21 protein-coding genes and 1 riboswitch are annotated in these 17,713 nt (G+C 53.4%); of the genes, 11 read left to right on the top strand and 10 right to left on the bottom strand.

The window, feature by feature from the left end; genetic code table 11:
- Window positions 1-529 precede the first annotated feature (529 nt).
- Window positions 530-1,327: an ABC transporter permease gene (locus HP555_RS01850; protein ID WP_199263525.1), complete on the top strand. Its 798-nt coding sequence runs from the start codon at window positions 530-532 to the stop codon at window positions 1,325-1,327.
- Window positions 1,324-2,076: an ABC transporter ATP-binding protein gene (locus HP555_RS01845; protein WP_199263524.1), complete on the top strand. Its 753-nt coding sequence runs from the start codon at window positions 1,324-1,326 to the stop codon at window positions 2,074-2,076. The genes HP555_RS01850 and HP555_RS01845 overlap by 4 nt, the downstream gene beginning before the upstream one ends.
- A 39-nt stretch (window positions 2,077-2,115) precedes the next feature.
- Here the strand turns inward: HP555_RS01845 and HP555_RS01840 are convergent, their stop codons facing one another.
- The 4 genes from HP555_RS01840 to HP555_RS01825 form a co-directional block, all read right to left on the bottom strand.
- Window positions 2,116-2,658 (bottom strand): hypothetical protein, encoded by a 543-nt coding sequence (locus HP555_RS01840; RefSeq protein WP_199263523.1) that lies wholly within the window; start codon window positions 2,656-2,658, stop codon window positions 2,116-2,118.
- 233 nt (window positions 2,659-2,891) lie between these two features.
- The gene (locus tag HP555_RS01835) at window positions 2,892-3,242 is read right to left on the bottom strand and encodes a GIY-YIG nuclease family protein (RefSeq protein WP_199263522.1); all 351 of its coding nucleotides are present in this window, start codon (window positions 3,240-3,242) and stop codon (window positions 2,892-2,894) included.
- 76 nt (window positions 3,243-3,318) lie between these two features.
- Window positions 3,319-3,669, bottom strand: coding sequence for a GIY-YIG nuclease family protein (locus HP555_RS01830; protein WP_199263522.1), 351 nt, complete (start codon window positions 3,667-3,669; stop codon window positions 3,319-3,321).
- Window positions 3,670-3,718: 49 nt separating this feature from the next.
- Window positions 3,719-4,093 (bottom strand): GIY-YIG nuclease family protein, encoded by a 375-nt coding sequence (locus tag HP555_RS01825; protein ID WP_199263521.1) that lies wholly within the window; start codon window positions 4,091-4,093, stop codon window positions 3,719-3,721.
- Between the two features lie 560 nt (window positions 4,094-4,653).
- Between HP555_RS01825 and HP555_RS01820 the strand changes: the two genes are divergently transcribed.
- A complete protein-coding gene (locus tag HP555_RS01820) occupies window positions 4,654-5,601 on the top strand; it encodes an ABC transporter substrate-binding protein (protein ID WP_199263520.1) in 948 nt (315 codons plus the stop codon).
- Between the two features lie 130 nt (window positions 5,602-5,731).
- Here HP555_RS01820 and HP555_RS01815 read toward each other — a convergent pair whose 3' ends face one another.
- The 4 genes from HP555_RS01815 to HP555_RS01800 form a co-directional block, all read right to left on the bottom strand.
- Window positions 5,732-6,532 carry an ABC transporter ATP-binding protein gene (locus HP555_RS01815; protein ID WP_199263519.1) on the bottom strand — a complete coding sequence of 267 codons (801 nt, stop codon included), beginning with the start codon at window positions 6,530-6,532 and terminating at the stop codon, window positions 5,732-5,734.
- The gene (locus tag HP555_RS01810; RefSeq protein ID WP_199264462.1) at window positions 6,532-7,536 is read right to left on the bottom strand and encodes a FecCD family ABC transporter permease; all 1,005 of its coding nucleotides are present in this window, start codon (window positions 7,534-7,536) and stop codon (window positions 6,532-6,534) included. Before HP555_RS01810 ends, HP555_RS01815 begins: the two co-directional genes overlap by 1 nt.
- 65 nt (window positions 7,537-7,601) lie before the next feature.
- The gene (locus HP555_RS01805; protein WP_199263518.1) at window positions 7,602-8,816 is read right to left on the bottom strand and encodes an ABC transporter substrate-binding protein; all 1,215 of its coding nucleotides are present in this window, start codon (window positions 8,814-8,816) and stop codon (window positions 7,602-7,604) included.
- Window positions 8,817-8,954: 138 nt separating this feature from the next.
- Window positions 8,955-11,099 (bottom strand): TonB-dependent receptor plug domain-containing protein, encoded by a 2,145-nt coding sequence (locus HP555_RS01800; protein WP_199263517.1) that lies wholly within the window; start codon window positions 11,097-11,099, stop codon window positions 8,955-8,957.
- 502 nt (window positions 11,100-11,601) lie between these two features.
- Window positions 11,602-11,783, bottom strand: a riboswitch (cobalamin riboswitch).
- Window positions 11,784-11,995: 212 nt separating this feature from the next.
- Between HP555_RS01800 and HP555_RS01795 the strand changes: the two genes are divergently transcribed.
- The 4 genes from HP555_RS01795 to HP555_RS01780 all read left to right on the top strand — a co-directional run bounded on the left by HP555_RS01795 (window position 11,996) and on the right by HP555_RS01780 (window position 14,357).
- A complete protein-coding gene (locus HP555_RS01795) occupies window positions 11,996-12,418 on the top strand; it encodes a carboxymuconolactone decarboxylase family protein (protein ID WP_199263516.1) in 423 nt (140 codons plus the stop codon).
- A gap of 68 nt (window positions 12,419-12,486) precedes the next feature.
- The gene (locus HP555_RS01790) at window positions 12,487-13,263 is read left to right on the top strand and encodes an arylamine N-acetyltransferase family protein (RefSeq protein WP_199263515.1); all 777 of its coding nucleotides are present in this window, start codon (window positions 12,487-12,489) and stop codon (window positions 13,261-13,263) included.
- 233 nt (window positions 13,264-13,496) lie between these two features.
- The gene (locus HP555_RS01785; protein WP_199263514.1) at window positions 13,497-13,871 is read left to right on the top strand and encodes a GIY-YIG nuclease family protein; all 375 of its coding nucleotides are present in this window, start codon (window positions 13,497-13,499) and stop codon (window positions 13,869-13,871) included.
- 54 nt (window positions 13,872-13,925) lie between these two features.
- Complete coding sequence (locus tag HP555_RS01780) at window positions 13,926-14,357, top strand: DDE-type integrase/transposase/recombinase (protein WP_199263513.1); 432 nt, start codon at window positions 13,926-13,928, stop codon at window positions 14,355-14,357.
- 343 nt (window positions 14,358-14,700) lie between these two features.
- Here the strand turns inward: HP555_RS01780 and HP555_RS01775 are convergent, their stop codons facing one another.
- Together HP555_RS01775 and HP555_RS01770 are read right to left on the bottom strand one after the other, a co-directional pair.
- Window positions 14,701-15,366 carry a hypothetical protein gene (locus tag HP555_RS01775; protein ID WP_199263512.1) on the bottom strand — a complete coding sequence of 222 codons (666 nt, stop codon included), beginning with the start codon at window positions 15,364-15,366 and terminating at the stop codon, window positions 14,701-14,703.
- Between the two features lie 110 nt (window positions 15,367-15,476).
- Complete coding sequence (locus tag HP555_RS01770; RefSeq protein WP_199263511.1) at window positions 15,477-15,710, bottom strand: hypothetical protein; 234 nt, start codon at window positions 15,708-15,710, stop codon at window positions 15,477-15,479.
- Here HP555_RS01770 and HP555_RS01765 point away from each other — a divergent pair.
- From HP555_RS01765 to trfA, 4 genes are all read left to right on the top strand, one after another.
- Window positions 15,698-15,922 (top strand): hypothetical protein, encoded by a 225-nt coding sequence (locus tag HP555_RS01765; protein ID WP_199263510.1) that lies wholly within the window; start codon window positions 15,698-15,700, stop codon window positions 15,920-15,922. The two genes, HP555_RS01770 and HP555_RS01765, sit on opposite strands and share 13 nt — an antisense overlap.
- A 190-nt stretch (window positions 15,923-16,112) precedes the next feature.
- A complete protein-coding gene (locus HP555_RS01760; RefSeq protein WP_199263509.1) occupies window positions 16,113-16,355 on the top strand; it encodes a helix-turn-helix domain-containing protein in 243 nt (80 codons plus the stop codon).
- Entirely contained in the window at window positions 16,324-16,548 is a 225-nt protein-coding gene (locus tag HP555_RS01755; RefSeq protein WP_199263508.1) for a helix-turn-helix domain-containing protein, read from the top strand. Before HP555_RS01760 ends, HP555_RS01755 begins: the two co-directional genes overlap by 32 nt.
- An 8-nt stretch (window positions 16,549-16,556) precedes the next feature.
- A complete protein-coding gene (gene trfA, locus HP555_RS01750; protein WP_199263507.1) occupies window positions 16,557-17,474 on the top strand; it encodes a plasmid replication initiator TrfA in 918 nt (305 codons plus the stop codon).
- Window positions 17,475-17,713: the final 239 nt, after the last annotated feature.

Genomic DNA, 17,713 nt, shown 5'->3' with positions numbered 1-17,713 from the left:
ATCAAGGATGATGGATTCTGCGACTACGGCCGCTGTGCGTCCTTCGCGCAGAATGACTGTTGTCGGTGACGAGGGGTGATGTTTGAGTCAGGTTGATGTCATTCCGTGTGCAGTTGCAGAGTCCATGTTTGGCGCATCAAGGATGATGGATTCAGCGACTACGGCCGCTGTGCGTCCTTCGCGCAGAATGACTGTTGTCGGTGACGGGGGGATGTCTGAGTCAGATTGATGTCATTCCGCGCGTAGCCGCGGAATCCAGTTGAATGCAGGAACGCCACATGGAAGATAAACACGCCTGCGCCAATTTTCACGGCCGGAAAGATAGCCGGCTCTGATTACCGTGTATAAGGCCATGGGCGGCGGCTGGGTGCAGCAGGCTGATCAGTTGACCCAATAGGTCGGAGACGTTCGCCAGGCAGCGGAGATCGGGTCTCCAGGACGGAATTGAGCAGACCGGCAGACTGGTCTTCCTGGCCACGTTGCGGCTGTGATGGATACTCCTTCAGCCCAGAGAGGTGTTGAGAGCATTATGCCGTATTTTCTACAGCTCTGTTTGCGCCGGTTGATACCGATTCTTGCTGTGTTGGCGGTGTGGTCCCTGATCGCGTGGGGGGTGCACGCCTTTCGGGGAGTGGATTTCCCGACTGCCCGGCAGACCGGTGAGCGCCTGTGGGCACTGCTCAACAGTGCGCCGCTGGCCGGCAGTACCCTGTGGCTTCATATTCAGGAAAGCCTGCAACGGTGGCTGGCGGGCTTCAGTATTGCAGCGGTTTCCGGTGTCAGCTTCGGTCTTCTGGCTGGCGGCGTCCCTTGGTTTGCCACAATCACCACTGGTATTCCGCAGGTTTTGCTGATGATTCCGGGGCTGGCCTGGATTCCGGTGGCCATTTTGCTCTTTGGTATCGGAGAGCCGGCAACCGTGTTCATGATTGCGGTGGCCTCCTTTGCGCCCATTGCCATCAGCGTTGCCCATGGGATCAGAGGGGTGGATGTGTATCTTATCCGTGCCGCTCAGATGATGGGTGCGGGCCACTGGACGCTCTTTTTTCAGGTCCTGCTTCCCGCTGCTCTGCCCTCGATCATCAGCGGTCTGCGCATTGGCCTGGGTACCGGATGGCGGGTCCTGGTTGCTGCGGAAATGGTGGTCGGTACAGGCACGGGCCTGGGCTATTCCATTATTCAGGCTCGCTGGTCCCTTGACTATCCGGCGGCCTTTGCCTGTATCGGGGTGATCTGTGCCATTGGTCTTGTGGCGGAACGGCTTGTTCTGTATCCTTTGGAGCAGAAGACCACTGCACGCTGGACAGCGACCCTGGAAAGATCATGATCCGCTTTGTCCGGGTCTGTAAATCCTATACACAAAAAGACAGGTCTGTGGTGCCGGTCTTTGCTGGTCTTGATCTGCACATTGCAGCGGGTGAACTGGTCTGTGTGCTGGGCGCGTCCGGCTGCGGTAAGACCACCCTGCTGAATCTGGCGGCGGGATTTGTGTTTCCGGCTTCAGGCAGCGTACTGTTTGAAGGCAACCCTGTCCAGGGGCCGGGACCGGAGTGTGGTGTTGTTTTTCAGGATGCCACGCTTTTCCCCTGGCTGACCGCCTATGGCAATGTTGCCTTTGCCCTGAAACAGCGGGGAGTCCGGGGGCAACAGCTTAAAGAGACGACCAGCGAATACCTCGCATTTATGGGATTGGCAGACCAGGCCCACCAATATCCCTGTGGGCTGTCCGGTGGGATGCGGCAGCGGGTGGCCATTGCCCGGGTATTGGCGCTGGCTTCGCGGGTGCTGCTGATGGATGAGCCCTTCAGTGCCCTGGATGCCCACAGTCGGGAACGGATGCAGGATGAGTTGCTGCGCGTGCATGCCCATGCCGGACAGACGATTCTCTACGTGACCCACAGTGTGGCTGAGGCTGCTTATCTGGGTGATCGCATCATCCTTTTGGGGCAAAGGGGTGTTCTGCTCGATATCCCGGTGACCGTGGCCCGGCCGAGAAGACGTTCCGGGGAGGAGCTGCTGCCGGTGGAAGAACAGCTGCGCGCCTGTCTGCGGCAGGAGTACACAAAAGAAGAATGAACAGTTCAGGTGCGGCGGCAACCTTTTCCAGGTACAGTATCAGCGGTTAAAGGCCTTGAACAACAGCACCAGTTCTTCGGATTCCAGATGTTGTTTTTCATCATCGGTGTTCAGGTCATTCTGAAGCAGTTCAGTAATCTCACTGACGGCTTCCAGTGTGGCGTCAAGGTTTTTCTCGTCTATCTTTTCCACATAGGTGCGGACGTTTTTTATCTGTTCGTTGTTCAGATAAAAAACCAGTTTGTCGAAACAGATTGTACGCAGGTCAAGCAGCCCTTCTTCGTTTATTTTTTCATTGTGGAGCATGTCCCACATCTTTTCGGTAAACTCGGAATACACTGTGATCTTCTGTTCAAAGATTTTGACAAAGGCCTCTCTCTTCATCTCCTGCCTGGACTGACCCTGCAGCAGAAACAGGGTGATGATCGCAGAGATGACCACGCCGAACATTGCCCCGAAGAACTGGACGGGCAGATTGGAAAATTCCCAGATCTCAAAAAATACCGCACTGATAATGAAAAGAAGGAAGAAAAAGACCAGGCCGTAGCTCCAGGAGTTTTTAATTTTTATCGGTGTTTTCATAGAGGTGTGATCGTTTATGGTGTTTCAGTGGTGGTGAGCATGCAGATGAAACAGGTTTGTGCCGGACCTGGCCATATTGCAGCGCGGAGCATCTTTGCCAGAGGTTGAAAGCGCGTGCCAAACTGCGACTTTAGGTGGAGGCATGTTTATCTTCCATATAACGCTCCTGCATTCAACTGGATTCCGCGACTACGCGCGGAATGACATCAATCTGGCTCAGATATCACCCCTCGTCACCCGGCACCAGTCATTCTGCGCGAAGGACGCGCAGCGGCCGTAGTCGCAGAATCCATACAATCCAAACTCAGATCTTTCCAATCGGGATTGTTTTTCTCAATCAAAGCAATTTTCCAGGCTCTACTTCTGTTTTTAATTTTCTTCTCCAATTCGATGGCAGCCTGAATATCTTCTCCAGATTCGTACCAAACCAGTAGATTGACAGTATATTTTGCGCTGAAGCTTTCAGGGTGTGTTTTGTTTTTATGTTCATACATACGGCGCTCCAGATTGCTGGTCACCCCGGTGTAAAGTGTTCCATTTCGTTTGCTGGCAAGAATATAGGTATAGGCGTGTTTATCTTCCATATGGCGTCCCTGCATAAAACTGGATTCCGCGACTACGCGCGGAATGACATCAATCTGGCTCAGATATCACCCCTCGTCACCCGGCACCAGTCATTCTGCGCGAAGGACGCGCAGCGGCCGTAGTCGCAGAATCCATACAATCCAAACTCAGATCTTTCCAATCGGGATTGTTTTTCTCAATCAAAGCAATTTTCCAGGCTCTACTTCTGTTTTTAATTTTCTTCTCCAATTCGATGGCAGCCTGAATATCTTCTCCAGATTCGTACCAAACCAGTAGATTGACAGTATATTTTGCGCTGAAGCTTTCAGGGTGTGTTTTGTTTTTATGTTCATACATACGGCGCTCCAGATTGCTGGTCACCCCGGTGTAAAGTGTTCCATTTCGTTTGCTGGCAAGAATATAGGTATAGGCGTGTTTATCTTCCATATGGCGTCCCTGCATAAAACTGGATTCCGCGACTACGCGCGGAATGACATCAATCTGGCTCAGATATCACCTTGTCACCTGCACCAGTCATTCTGCACGAAGGACGCGCAGCGGCCGTAGTCGCAGAATCCACAAAGTCCAAACTCAGATCTTTCCAATCAGGATTGTTTTTCTCAATCAAAGCAATTTTCCAGGCTCTACTTCTGTTTTTAATTTTCTTCTCCAATTCGATGGCAGCCTGAATATCTTCTCCAGATTCGTACCAAACCAGTAGATTGACAGTATATTTTGCGCTGAAGCTTTCAGGGTGTGTTTTGTTTTTATGTTCATACATACGGCGCTCCAGATTGCTGGTCACCCCGGTGTAAAGTGTTCCATTTCGTTTGCTGGCAAGAATATAGGTATAGGCATGTTTATCTTCCATGTGGCGTTCCTGCATTCAACTGGATTCCGCGACTGCGCGCGGAATGACATCAATATGACTCAAACATCCCCCCCGTCACCTGCAACGGTCATTCTGCGCGGAATGACATCAACCTAGCTCAGACATCACCTTGTCACCCGGCAACGGTCATTCTGCGCGAAGGACGCGCAGCGGCCGTAGTCGCAGAATCCATCATCCTTGATGCGCCAGACATGGACTCCACGACAGTCGCGGAATGACTGGTGCCTTGTTTGGTTCATGTTGTCTTTTAATTTTCAAGAAATTTCTGAAGTTATATGGCAGAATTATGAAATTAGAAGAAGGAAGACTGCGCTTAAAACCCTTGAAATTGCCTGACCGAACTAACCGCACAGGATACCAGTACCAGACAGGGCAGGGAAAGCAAGCCTGTTCGAGGTGATTTCAGCCTTGTTATATCTGCCCATATGTTAATGTAAAGCTCTGAGCCGGACGGCATGCCCCGCCTGCTTCTTCTGGGAGGGCGGGACAGCCTGTCTGCAACAGGAATCTGTAAAGAAAAATCAAAAAATGGTTCAACAATGCAACAAGAACAACTTAAGAAATGGCTGATCGTGCCGGCTGTCATCCTGACCGTACTTCTGTGTGGAACAACGGTCCAGGCGGCGGATGAGATTCGATTTGCGTATCAGGACCGTATCGGCAGCGTGCTTCCCATTGTCGCGATCAAGAAGGGATTTTTTGCCGAACAGGGGCTGACCATCAAACCCCTGCGCTTCAACAGCGGACCGGCCTGCGCCGAAGCACTCTATGCCGGTAGTGCCGATATCGGCGGAATGGGGGACACCGCCGCCATTCTCATGGTTGCCCGCCATCCGCAGTTTGTCATCTTTGCCAGCCATGCCACTGGCGAGCACCGCCACCGTCTCATGGTACGGCCGGATTCCACTATCCATACCCTTGGTGATCTGACAGGAAAACGGGTGGCCGTGAAAAAGGGTACCTCAACACATGGGGGTCTGCTTGCTGTTCTGAACGAGGCGCAGGTGGATCCGGCAGGTCTGGAGCTTGTTGATCTTGATCCGCCAACCATGGTAACGGCCCTACAGGCCGGTTCTGTGGATGCCTTTGCAGCCAGCGAACCAACGCCGTCGGTGGCGGAGGAAAAAGGAGCAAAGCAGCTGCTCACCCTGGGAGGGCAGGGGAATTTCTATCCTGTTCTCCTGCTGACGCGTCGGGAATTTCTGCAGCAGAATAAGGAGCAGATGCTGCGGTTTGTCAGGGCACTGCACCAGGCACAGGATTATGTGGCAGCACATGGCGAAGAAACAGTCGCGATGATGGCCTCTGAAACCGGGCTCTCTCACTCTGCTGCTCGATCTGCTCTGCACAGGCACTACTACAGTCTGCGTTTTGATGCCGCCATCCTGGCCAGCCTGCAACAGACAGCCCGGTTTTTGCACAAGCAGAAGATGATTGAAACGGTTCCTGATTTTGCTTTGCCTACATACGAGATACTTGTGCAGTAAGGTATCAGGAGCAGACCCGGATACAAAGATCTCTGCAGACAGTGCTGTTCCAGAGGAGGCAATCGTACTGTCTTCAGGTCGATCAGCTGTTGTCTGCCTGATGTAAATTAAGCGTTCTTTGCAACCACCATCAGTGCAGATCTGCTCTGCTTGTTGCATGGACCGAGCGGATGGGAGACACCACCGGCACGCCGCTTTCATCACGGTTGATTCTGGCGACAACACCGTACACCTCCCGCAGCATCTCTTCGTTGACAACCTGGTTGGGTGTGCCGGCAGCATAGAGGCTACCGTCGTTGTTGAGCACAACCAGATGCTCTCCATAACGGGCCGCAAGGTTGATGTCATGCAGCACCATGAGAATGTCAACCTGCTGCTGGTGCGAGATCTGACACAGCAGCCGGCACAGCTCCAGCTGCTTCTGCAGATCCAGCGAGTTGACCGGTTCGTCCAGAAGGATGAGCTGGGGCTGCCGTACCAGGGTCTGGGCAATGAAGACCAGTTTCTTCTGTCCGCCGCTGAGTTCACTGAAGTTCCGGTGGGCCAGCGGTTCAATATTAAGGGCCTGCAGGGTTGTCAGCACCAGATCAACCTCTTCCTGGGGCACCCGGTACTGTAACCCGGGCAGCCTGCCCAGCAGCACCATTTCAAAAACAGTGAGCATGGAGGTTTCAATATCCATCTGCGGCAGATAGGACATCAGCTCCAGGCGGCGTTCCGGTTGCATTGCCGTGACGTTTTCGCCGTTGTAGACAATACGGCCCTTGTAGGGCAGCAGGCCGAAAATGGCCTGCATCAGCGTGGTTTTCCCGGCACCGTTGGGCCCCAGCAGCACATTGATGCCGCGTCTGAAGGTGACATTCAGACCGGTAAACACCGGTCGTTGCCCCTTACCCTGATATACAAAACTCAACTCGTGCAGACTCAGCATCACATCAACCGCATCTTACTGAAGATAATCGAGAGAAACACCGGGATACCGATAATTGCGGTCACCAGACCTATGGGCAGGATAACACCCGGGATGACCAGTTTACTCACGGCAAAGGCAAAGGAAACCACCATGCCGCCGATCAGCCCGGATAACGGCAGCAGAAATCGCTGATCCTCACCCACAAAAGAGCGGGCGATATGGGGGGCGATGATACCGACAAAGCCGATGGTGCCGACAAAACAGGTGGCAAAGGCAGTGAGCAGCGAGGTGAGCAGGATAACCAGACGCCGCATCTTGCGGGTATCAACACCCAGGCTTCGCGCCTTGGTATCATCAAGAGACATGGCGGTCAACTGCCAGGAATACCTGTACAAAAGCAGAGAACAGAAGAGCAGGACCACCAGCACCAGGATCAGCTTTAACCAGGTTGTCTTCAGCAGGCTTCCCATGTTCCAGAAGATCAGGCTCTTGAGGTTCTCATCATCAGAGACATACTGCAGGATCATGGTCAGTGCGGCGAACAGAAAGTTCAGGGCAATGCCGAACAGGATGATGCCGGTCTTACCGGCGCCGCGGCGTTGGGAAAAGCCATACACCAGCCCCGAGGCCAGCAGGGCAAAGACAAAGGCATTGGTGGTCACCATCAGGGGGGCTGCAACACGCAGCACACTGGTATCAAGGATGATGCCCAGGGCTGCGCCAAAGGAGGCCGCATTGGTGATGCCCAGGGTGTAGGGGCTGGCAATGGGGTTACGCAGGATGGTCTGGATCTCGCACCCGCTTATGCCCAGGCTGGCACCGACCGCCAACGACATCAGCGCCATGGGCAGGCGGATGTCAAAGACGATCGTTGCCAGATTGCCGGGACCCTCACCGGTCACCAGCACACCCAGCAGCGAGGGCAGGCTGATGACCGTGGAGCCGAGGGAGATGTTCAGCAGGAGCAGCAACACCACGCCGATGAGCAGGGCCATGCTCAGCAGGACCCTTTTTCTGATCATCGATTGATAGAGCAGACGGCCGGACACCGCTGGTACCGAGGCCAGGGAAGATTCCTGAACACTGTTCACCGGCAACTCTCCGCGCCCAAGCGGGAGCACCAGTTGGTCACTGAACTGTCAACCAGCATGAACCGCCTGAAGAACTCATCCATGCTGTCCTCGGGTTGAATGGTGGCACGCAGATCAGGAAAAAAGATGGTTGCCAGCTTCTGACAGGCGTAAAACCCGAAGACAGAGCGGCTCAGATCGTGGGCCAGGGCATACACCTGGCCGTTTTTTACGGCCTGTAACCGGTGCCAGCCGGTGCGATTGACAATGTCAAAGGACTGGGGCTGAGCCGGTTGCTGCGGTGTCATCCAGCCCCCGCCGCCGCTGAGCACAATAATCTGCGGATTCTGGTTAAGGATGTATTCAGGATCCAGGGTGCTGCTCCCGCTTTTGGCTGCCGCTGTTTTAAGCAGTATCGTGTCGGCGATGTTGCGGGCACCGGCAGCGGCGATCACCGCTCCCCAGCCGCTGGAAGCACTGGTCTGGGTGGGGCCGAAGGTGTTGGCAAAACGGTTCATCTCGTAATACACCGTTGGTCTGTCAGGTCGCTGGTCGAGCCTGGCGGCAAGCAGCGGTGCAAACTGGGCGTCGATAAATCCGATCACTTCGGCGGCGCGTTGTTCCTTCTGAAAGACCTGGCCAAGCAGGCGGAGGGTATCCTGGATCGAGCTGGTCACCGATGTGCCGGGAATGTCGATGAGCAGCAGTCCGATGCCCGCCCTGGCAAGCTGGGGTTCAATTTCCAGGGCATAACGGTGGGCGCCCATGGCCGAGTTGACGATGAGCACATCCGGAGCAACCGTGAGCAGCATCTCCAGATCAAAGGGGGCGTTGTGTTCGGAGATCTGGCCGAGATGGGCGGTGTAGGGACCAACAATCGGTGTGTAGAGATCCCGGTACTTTTCAATGCCATGGCCGCCGGACTGTCCCGAGCCCACCAGTTTATGAAACGCCTCAGCACCAAGCAGCGGGATGAGGTAATCAATCACATCCATGGTGCTGATGGCGTAGCGGGAGATCGGCAGCTGCAGCTGTACATCGCGTCCCTTGCAATCAGTGACCGTGATGGTCCGGCTGGTCGGGGTCTTGGGCGGCAGGGCGGCAGGATCGAGAGCAGCGACAGGTGGTTCTGCAGATGTTCCAGCAGCCGGTGATGGGGCGGCTGTACCTGGTCCGGCCAGGAGCAGGCAGCAGCTCAGACAGAGCATAATACGGTGTGTCCAGCTAGGCATGATGACCTCTTTACAGGGAAGGTACCCGGAGCGGATAGGGCTTCGCACCAGGGCACATTGGGAGTGAACGCCCGCTTTTTCCGGGAAAACCGACCGGCAAAAGGGATACGTTCGTCTTTTTGTTCGTCTTCTCGCCTCTTAAAACGTATAGCGCATCTGCATACCGATAACTCGGCCCGGCAGCGCGTAGCCGTAGCGTTCCTCGTACTCTTCGTCAAACAGGTCCTCAACAAAAAGGCCGACCTGGGCGTTTTTGTTGAGCGCCAGGTTCAGTTCCGCATCCACCGTGATATAGGAGTCCACGGTGCGCAGCCTGTTGGTGACAATGGTGTACTGCTCGTCAACATAGCGGGCGGTTGAGCTGAGCGTCAGGTTGTAGGGCAGGCGCCAGTCAAATCCGGCATTGATCTTCCACTTGGGCGTGTACTCCAGTTCGTCGGTCAGGTTGGCGGTATCCATGATATCACCCTCCTTTTTGGAGGTGAGGTAGGTGGCGTTGGCGCGTAGAATCAGGGTATCGGTCAGCGCCAGGGTGCCGTCGATGGCGGCACCGGCAATTTTCACCGCATCGATGTTATAGCAGCCGCGGACGGATGAGGTGCCCACAGTGCGTGAAAAGCGGCTGATATAGTCTTTAATGTCATAGTAATAGCTGCTGAACCTGACAGCGGTTTTTGAGGTAAAGGCATGCTGGTAGGCAAACTCAAAACCCTGATTGGTCTCCAGCTTGAGCGTCTCGTCGTAGAGGAAACTCTCGATGCCGTCGTGCCACCAGGTGACATCCGGGTCAGACGGTGTGACGATTTTGCGATAGGCGGCAACGGTGAAGGTATCCTGGTCGGTCAGGTTGTAGGTGGCGCTCAGCGACAGGCTCAGGCCCTCGTCCTTCAGGCTTTCGGTGCGTATATTGGACGGGTCGTCCCATTCCGGTGACTTGTAGGTATCAAAACGTACACCAGGGGTGAGCAGCAGGTTGTCGGTAACGGTCCAGTTGTCCTGAAGGAAGTAGCCCCACATCAGCGACGAGCCGCCGGAAGAGTCGTTCATCGGCCCTCTCAGACCATAGGTCCGGTCAACAAAATGCACCTCCTGACCGCCGGTTTTAGCCACCTTATAGTCAATGCCGCCATCCAGCTCGTGGCTGGCGCCGATCGGCACAATGGCTTCCAGGGTGCCGCCGTAGGAACGGTCGGACTTGACGGTGCGGTCCAGTACCAGCTGGCCGTTCGCATAGGCCGGGTTTACCCAGTTGGCCGAGTAATTTTTTTCATCACGATCTTCATGATTCTGATAAGCTTTGAAAATGACCCTGGTATCACCAATGGGCTGGGTAAGGTGCATATCCAGAAGGTATTTGGTTTTATCCCAGCTGGCTCCGGGACCGGCCACAGTGACGTTGCCCCGGCTGGGCGCAAAACTGTCGCCCAGAGAAAGGGGATATCCGCTGTTGAATGGTTGCGACCAGCCCGGTGAATCCGGATCGGTGGAACGGCGGTTGATAATGGCAAAGCCCCGGGTGGTGTCGGTGTACTGCACGCCCAGGGACAGATCGCCACCGCCGGGAGTGTCGAAGTAGAGTTTGGTACCGATGTTTTTCGCCTGGTAATCGTTGTTCCACAGATACTCATCCGCATCCTGGAAGCTGGCACCGATGGAGAACCCAACAGCCCCGATCTTGTTGCTGTGGGTGATACGGTAATTCTGTACCAGATCCAGATCTTCAGCAGCGGCCAGGCTGGCGAAGAGCGTGGTCACCGGGTCTTTGGTGGGTTTTTTGGTGACAACGTTGATCACCCCGCCGCTGGCATTGTTGCCGTATTTGACCGAGCTGCCGCCTTTGATGATCTCGATTTTTTCCACGTTGTCCAGGGGAACGGTACTCCAGTCGATGAAGTAGGCGCCATGGGACCCGGCGGCATTGGCCGGTCGGCCGTCGATATTGAGCAGGATGCGGTTACCGGACATACCACGAATCTGCACGGTATCGCCGGTGTCACCCATCAGGGCCTTGCGGTTGACGGCAATGTCGGGTTCGTTCTTCAGCAGATCGGGTACGGTGGTACTGCGACCTTTTTGAATCTCCTTGTGGCCGATGACAGTGGCCTGTTCATCGCCGGCACTCTCGGTGACAATGAGTTCTTCCAGCGAGAGATGGTGCATCGGTGTGCTGGTATCGACCGTGGTCCTGGCGTGGGCCGGCACTGGTTGACAGATCCACATCGCCAGAACGGCCAGCATCGGCAGTGAACAGTGGGCACAGATATTTTTTGGCGGGATGTTCATGGCAGGCTCCTTTGGTCATGGTCTTTTCAGGTGGTGTATTCATTCTTTGCTTCAATCTTTGAGCAGACGGTATTGCCATGCCTGCTGTACAGAAAACTTTACACAGATGCCGATCCACTGAGGGTGGAAAGCAGAAAATTCTGTCGATGAACCAAGGGTACATAGCCTGACGAGAACGGGCCCTGGAAGCCACCAGGGAATTTGTAATTGTATGGAAAGGAGAAGAAGCAGTGGAGAGTGAAAACAACCGGCCGCGATAATAGCGACGCATGGGGAGAACTGCGCTGAAAAGAGAGGCTATCCCGAACAGCAGTACATTGGAGAAAAAGTACAGACAGATCCCTTGCATGAGGCTCCTCGCAGCATATGGTGGGGGAGTCGATGTCAAGGGGTTAGGATTACTGCGAAAACAATAAAAAAACCCGAATCGATAGATACCGATCCGGGATAGCCCTTTTATCCGCAGAAATAAAACCAGGTACGATGCCGTCCTCGCAGTCGCCTCCAAACTTCCATCCAGGCAGGTCTTCTGACTTCCGGATCACCCTACCTGCTGCGCCTTCCCAACCTCCTGGTCAGTGACTTCGTGCAGCATTCGTTCCCGGTTACAGCGGCGGGCCCGTCCCGGATTTGCACCGGGTTCCCGATTATGTTCTATTGAACACCTGGACGAGGAACTATTAAAAGTTAAGGTGGAGAAAGTCAAGCATTCTCAGAGAGTATCAGGTTCTCATGGGAAGCTCCGTATGATAATCTGTTCGCCGGTTACCGGTTTTGTGTTTTCCTCCGGGTGTGCCGGTGTAACGTACAGGCTTGATATGAGAAACGATTCTGATCAGGAAAGCAGTCAATCCGCTGCAATTTTAGCATCTGATCTATGTAAAGAAGGAGAAAATATGAGCAGTCCACGTTTTCAGCAGGGTATGGAGAAGTTGAAAGAGTTATGTGTTGCCGATGAGAACAGCCCCACCGGGCATATGGAGATTGGCGATAGTTTCAAGGATATTGCGCCGGACCTGACCCGTATGGTCGTTGAGTTTGCTTTTGGTGATGTGTACGCACGTCCGGGCCTGAGCAACAGGCAAAAGGTGCTGACCACCATCTCTGCCCTGGTGGCCCAGGGTACGCCGCAGATCGGTATGCATGTTATTACCGGTCTTAACGTAGGCCTGACCGCCGATGAGATTGCCGGCTGCATTGTACACCTGATCCCCTATGTGGGTTTCCCAAGGGCACTGAATGCGTTGAAGGTTGCCCAGGAAGTGTTTAAGGAGCAGGGTGTGAAGATAACCCTGGCCCATGAGCTGACCAACAGATAGTGGTGCAAGGCGGTCGGCAAGAAGACAGTGTGGGCCAAGAAAAGGAAACATCTGAAAAAGTGGTTGTTATGAATCTTAGCGAATACTTTGTCCGCATTGGCTATGAACCGAAGAATGCACCGAGCCTGGAGGATCTGCATGCTTTGACCCGTGCCCATGCGCAGTCAATTCCCTTTGAAAATATCGATGTGCTGCGCGGACTGCCCATCAGTCTGGAGCCTGCTGATCTTTTTGACAAGCTGGTGCACCGGCAGCGGGGCGGCTACTGCTTTGAGCAGAACAGTCTGTTTATCCATATACTCAATACACTTGGCTACTCCGCCTATCCCCACTTTGCGCGGGTACGGCTGCCATGCAAGGATCGCAGCGAAATGCCGCCCCGCACCCATCTGTCTATCCTGGTTGAGCTGGATGGGAAAAAATGGCTGGCCGATGTGGGCTTTGGCAGTTTTGCCCTGAGTGCTGCCCTGCTCTGGGAGGACGGCCTGGAACAACAGACACCCGCTGACCTGCGGCGCCTGGTAAAGGAAGACGGCCGCTGGTTTTATCAGATCTGGCAGGCAGACCATTGGCGCGATCTCTATGAGTTTGACGGTCGGCTTGTGTATCCCAGCGATCTGATGGTGGCCAACTGGTATACCAGTACGCATCCGGAGGCCACCTTCACAAGCCAGCTAAGGATTGCCCGTCCCGGTGCCGATGGCAGCCGCCTGGCCATCATGGGCAATGAACTGCGGGTGTGGGATCCGGACGGCGCGCTGACCGTGACCATTATCAGTGATGAGGAGCTGCCAACTGTTGCCCGCAAATATTTCAATATGCGCTGGCCTGTGCATCGTCAGTGAACAGGGAAAATGATGTAGGTGGCAACATAATAAACCAAACTTACGTAACATATCTTCAGTGTTATTAACGGCTGCCAGTAACTCTTGTTTATTGGGAAGAGTATTCGAGAGTCTCAGCCACCGCGAGAGGAAACAGCCTGTTGCCTTCGAGAGCCTCAGGCAACAGTAAGAAGCGACAATAATACTCCGTTGCCTGAGGTTCTCGAAGGTAACGGCAAGGAAGAGGCCAAGAGATGAGTGGTGGCTTTATGTACATTCTAAAGTGTTCTGATGGTAGCTATTACACTGGAAGTACAAGGAATTTGGAGTTTCGATTGATTCAGCATCAATCTGGTAATGGGGCGAGCCACACCAAAAAACGGCTGCCAGTAACTCTTGTTTATTGGGAAGAGTATTCGAGAGTTGATGAAGCTTTTTATCGTGAGAAACAAGTGCAGGGTTGGAGTAGAAAAAAGAAAGAGGCCCTTATTGTGGGCGATACCCAGTTATTACCGGAATTGGCAGTGGCGTATCGTGATTTAGCAGTGGTTTCGAGAGTCTCAGCCACCGCGAGAGGAAACACCCTGTTGCCTTCGAGAACCTCAGGCAACAGCAAGAAGCGACAATAATGCCCGTTGCCTGAGGCTCTCGAAGGTAACGGCAAGAAAGAGGCTAAGAGATGAGTGAAAAAAGAAACAGGCAGCGCCCCGACACAAGAAGGGCTGCCACGCCGTCATCGTGCCGACCATCCTGACACCGTGTGGAGTTGGGGCGTGACCTGTTTGCCGACCTTGGTTCGTGGCCAGTTCTTTTACCTGTACCTGATTATCGATATCTACAGACGCAAGATTGTGGGTTATGAAGTCTTTGAATCCGAGAACATGGCCAACAGTTCGCACGTCCTTCAACGAGCCGTGCTGCGCGAGCAATGCGGGCACCGACCCCTTGTCTTGCATGGCGACAACGGCTCAGCCATGAAGGGCTCGACGATCTATGGCAAGCTCGAAGAGCTGGGCATCACGCCATCGCACAGCCGTGCTCGCGTCTCCAACGATAACGCCTACTCTGAATCTTTGTTCCGTACGCGTGTAAATACCGCCCATCCTTCCCAATAACCGGATTTGCTGACCTGGTGGCCGCACGTCAATGGGTGGACAATCCGTTTAGGCATAATGGCTGGCTCCACTTTTTTGGGGATACGCCACGTTGGGACATGGGGATGTATCCCCAAAGATATCCCCATAGTCTTTGGATATTAGCGTATCAAAATGGACAACCCTGGACAACGGAAAAAGAAAAAGCCCAGTTTTTACTGGGCTTTCAAGACATCCATGGACTTGTTCGGATATTAGGATGGTGCCGAAGGCGAGACTCGAACTCGCACGACCGTGGGCCGCTACCCCCTCAAGATAGTTGAGTATCTATAATATCAATGTGTTGAAACGATTAGTCGCAAATTTAGTCGCATTTTGGCGAAGTTTTCTTTTTTTGGATGCGATTTAAAACTCCAGCACGTTCCAATTCCCCCAACCTTTCTTCCAGCATCTCCAACCGCCTGACCATCTCCACATTCTCTCGTTTTCCTTTCATGGCCCCATAAAGCCCATCGATTACCCCACTCAAGATTGCGCTGTACTCAGTTTCAGATTTGAGTACTTCTAGGGCTTGATGCAAGGTTTCGGATTTCGTTTTGTCCAAGTGTCGACCAAGGATATCGGCACTGGATTGCGTATTCCCTAAAGACCCAAGCCGCGAAACTCCTTGGCCTTGAACCACTGTTCCTTCTTGAACCGCCCAGCCGAGAGTGAGCATGGCTTCATAGGTCATACCAAAATGATCAGCAATTTTAAGCCGGATTTCCTCAGCTGCCGGCTTTCTCCCCTTGATCACCGCATTGAGATACCCCCGGTCGATATTCTGGGCCACGGCAAGACGCACTTGTGCGCCTCTTCCCTCCTGTTGAAGCAAATAATTCAAGGCGACCCGGAACTGCTCTGCGATAGGGTTATTCATGTCGCAAACGATAGAGCATTTGCTCAAGAAATAAAAGCCGAGAATACGGCCAGGTCTAAAATGTGACGGGGTTGTATAATCTGTAGTATTGGCATTTGGTTGAACTCTCATGGCGCGAGCTTCATTTTGCTCGTTTTTTTAAACTTATAGCGCAATCGCGTTTAAGGAAACCGTTGCCATGAAATCCTTCTGCTGCAAGGCTTGTCGAGCAACACGCCCAGTCAATCCAAGAAACCCCAACCAAGAATACTGCAACCGTGCTGACTGCCAACGAGCCAGAAAAAGAGCATGGCAGCGACAAAAAAGAGCCACTGATCCTGATTACCGAGAAAACCAGAACGATTGTCAGAAGCGATGGCGGGAAAGCCATCCCGAGTACTGGCGAGAATACCGGAAAAAGATAAAAGACTCGCAGCCACCGCCTGATACACCCGCTGTAAAGATGGACGCGTCACCTCACGATTTCTCTATAGTTCCGGGGAAATACATCCTTGTCCCTGTTCATGGCCAAAACATCAAGATGGACGCGTTCCAGGCCATAATCTTCCCCATTCCAAGCAGTTATGACCCCGCAAAAGACGACATCATAGGCAAGTTCGCTACATTGGCCTACGATCTCGCCAAGGATAACGACCAGGCTCGAACTCCACTCCGCGCTTCCTCATAGGGACATTTTTTCACACCTGCAACCAACCCGTTCGCTGTATCGACTGGGGGCGATGATGGTGCGGAAACACGGTGGAACAAATGAGCATCTGCTCATTTATTGAGCAATTGCTCATTTTATTGAATAAAAACAACATATTATCGACATTTTTTCCTTGACGACATCCATGTTTTCATCCAAATAGTTGACCATGAGCGCAACGAACGAGCGGATCACCCAAAAACAGATCGCCTTGGAGGCGGAGATCTCGCCAGATTTCCTCAGTCAAATCCTCCACGGCAAGCGCCCCTGTCCGAAAGCAGTGGCGGTTCGCCTTGAAATGGTCACCGGCATCAGCAAAGTGATCTGGGTTTGGGGCACTCCAGAGCAAATCCGCGCAGAAGTTCACAAGGTATGTGCCAATGATACGAAACACATCCATCACGATAGATGAAGCGGCCCAGCTCGCCAAGTGCAGCTACCACACCATTCATCGGGCAATCAAGCGAGGTGATCTGGCAGCCTATAAGCCAGGGAAAACCGTTTTGATCCTGGAAGCCGACCTGAGTGCCTGGTTTGAGAGCAAGCGTATTCGAGCGGTAAGAGCAGGCCGGCCTCGTCGATCTATTCAGATTCATGAGCGGTAGCTCCTTTTATGAAAACAATTTCGAGTAAGGAAGCTGTTATTTCACGCGAATTCTTTCCAGCAGAACCAGAGGCGAGCGGCCTTCTTCAGCACCGTTGTTTTGATTCTCTGTCACCTGAGATGCGCCAGAAGATTGAAGCTATCGAGCAAATCCCTCTGCTACCCGACTGGCCCGATAAGACCCGCGGTATCCCCAATATATGCCTGCGATCCGCTCTGTTCGGGGTGATCAAAAGAGGGCGACGAAAGGCCGTCAAAAAAGAACTCATCGCATCGCTCAAAGGTGTGGCAATCCAATATACCGGCTGGCGATTGGATCAAGGTGATTTTGACGTGTTGGCGCAAGCGCTCCATTTTCAATCCCGTGAGCCCGATCCTGAGAAACGACAGTTTCTCAGGATCAAGGTAAAACCCTTTCTTGCGGCCATCGGACGTCAAGGTGGGAAATCAGGCCGGGAGTGGCTCAAGGATTCACTCCGACGCCTGACAGCCACCGCCGTGGAGATCAAGGTCGATCTTAGTGCGTACCGGGGGAGTTTCTCCTATACCGGCTCACTGGTCGACGAATTCTATTTCAGCGACGAAGATCAGTCCTACATCGTCAGGATTAATCCCAAATTGGTAGGCCTGTTCGATGTCGGCTGGACCCAGGTGCAGTGGCAACAGCGGCTCCAACTCAAGACCGATCTCGCCAAGTGGCTGCATGGATTTTATGCGAGTCACCGAGCGCCTTATCCGGTGAAAATTACCACATTGAAGCATCTTTGCGGGTCGGAGTGCTCTCGGTTGGTTGATTTTCGCCGGAGTTTGCGATCTGCGATGAGCGAATTGGTCCAAGCTGGAGCTGTCCTGGGTTGGAACATTGATCCGGAAGACAAGTTGAACGTGGTGCGCCACCCTCAAGCCCTCAAGAAAGAGGGGGCATAGCACTCACACTTGGGGGGCATAGCACTCACACTCAGAGGGCATAGCACTCACACCAGGGGGCATAGCACTCACAAAACAGGGGGCATAGCACTCACGTTTTGGGGGCATAGCAATCACAGTTGCTCAATTTTTTTCGCACGCAAATAGTTGTAAATAAAAGGCTTTTTCAGGAGGTTCCGAGCCCTCTAATCATCTTTAATCTTTTTTTAATCTTAAAAGAAGGGCGAACCAGCTCCACA

Source organism: Desulfobulbus oligotrophicus (assembly GCF_016446285.1).
Taxonomy (GTDB): domain Bacteria; phylum Desulfobacterota; class Desulfobulbia; order Desulfobulbales; family Desulfobulbaceae; genus Desulfobulbus; species Desulfobulbus oligotrophicus.
This window is presented reverse-complemented; position numbering and strand designations above follow the sequence as displayed.

Coding starts and splice junctions, on each gene's coding strand:
- HP555_RS01760 (WP_199263509.1), top strand. CDS start 16,113: ATGAGCGCAACGAACGAGCGGATCACCCAAAAACAGATCGCCTTGGAG.
- HP555_RS01810 (WP_199264462.1), bottom strand. CDS start 7,536: ATGATCAGAAAAAGGGTCCTGCTGAGCATGGCCCTGCTCATCGGCGTG.
- HP555_RS01820 (WP_199263520.1), top strand. CDS start 4,654: ATGCAACAAGAACAACTTAAGAAATGGCTGATCGTGCCGGCTGTCATC.
- HP555_RS01835 (WP_199263522.1), bottom strand. CDS start 3,242: ATGGAAGATAAACACGCCTATACCTATATTCTTGCCAGCAAACGAAAT.
- HP555_RS01830 (WP_199263522.1), bottom strand. CDS start 3,669: ATGGAAGATAAACACGCCTATACCTATATTCTTGCCAGCAAACGAAAT.
- HP555_RS01785 (WP_199263514.1), top strand. CDS start 13,497: ATGAGTGGTGGCTTTATGTACATTCTAAAGTGTTCTGATGGTAGCTAT.
- HP555_RS01765 (WP_199263510.1), top strand. CDS start 15,698: ATGGACGCGTCACCTCACGATTTCTCTATAGTTCCGGGGAAATACATC.
- HP555_RS01815 (WP_199263519.1), bottom strand. CDS start 6,532: ATGCTGAGTCTGCACGAGTTGAGTTTTGTATATCAGGGTAAGGGGCAA.
- HP555_RS01800 (WP_199263517.1), bottom strand. CDS start 11,099: ATGAACATCCCGCCAAAAAATATCTGTGCCCACTGTTCACTGCCGATG.
- HP555_RS01755 (WP_199263508.1), top strand. CDS start 16,324: ATGATACGAAACACATCCATCACGATAGATGAAGCGGCCCAGCTCGCC.
- HP555_RS01795 (WP_199263516.1), top strand. CDS start 11,996: ATGAGCAGTCCACGTTTTCAGCAGGGTATGGAGAAGTTGAAAGAGTTA.
- HP555_RS01790 (WP_199263515.1), top strand. CDS start 12,487: ATGAATCTTAGCGAATACTTTGTCCGCATTGGCTATGAACCGAAGAAT.
- HP555_RS01845 (WP_199263524.1), top strand. CDS start 1,324: ATGATCCGCTTTGTCCGGGTCTGTAAATCCTATACACAAAAAGACAGG.
- HP555_RS01840 (WP_199263523.1), bottom strand. CDS start 2,658: ATGAAAACACCGATAAAAATTAAAAACTCCTGGAGCTACGGCCTGGTC.
- HP555_RS01825 (WP_199263521.1), bottom strand. CDS start 4,093: ATGGAAGATAAACATGCCTATACCTATATTCTTGCCAGCAAACGAAAT.
- trfA (WP_199263507.1), top strand. CDS start 16,557: ATGAAAACAATTTCGAGTAAGGAAGCTGTTATTTCACGCGAATTCTTT.
- HP555_RS01805 (WP_199263518.1), bottom strand. CDS start 8,816: ATGCCTAGCTGGACACACCGTATTATGCTCTGTCTGAGCTGCTGCCTG.
- HP555_RS01775 (WP_199263512.1), bottom strand. CDS start 15,366: ATGAGAGTTCAACCAAATGCCAATACTACAGATTATACAACCCCGTCA.
- HP555_RS01850 (WP_199263525.1), top strand. CDS start 530: ATGCCGTATTTTCTACAGCTCTGTTTGCGCCGGTTGATACCGATTCTT.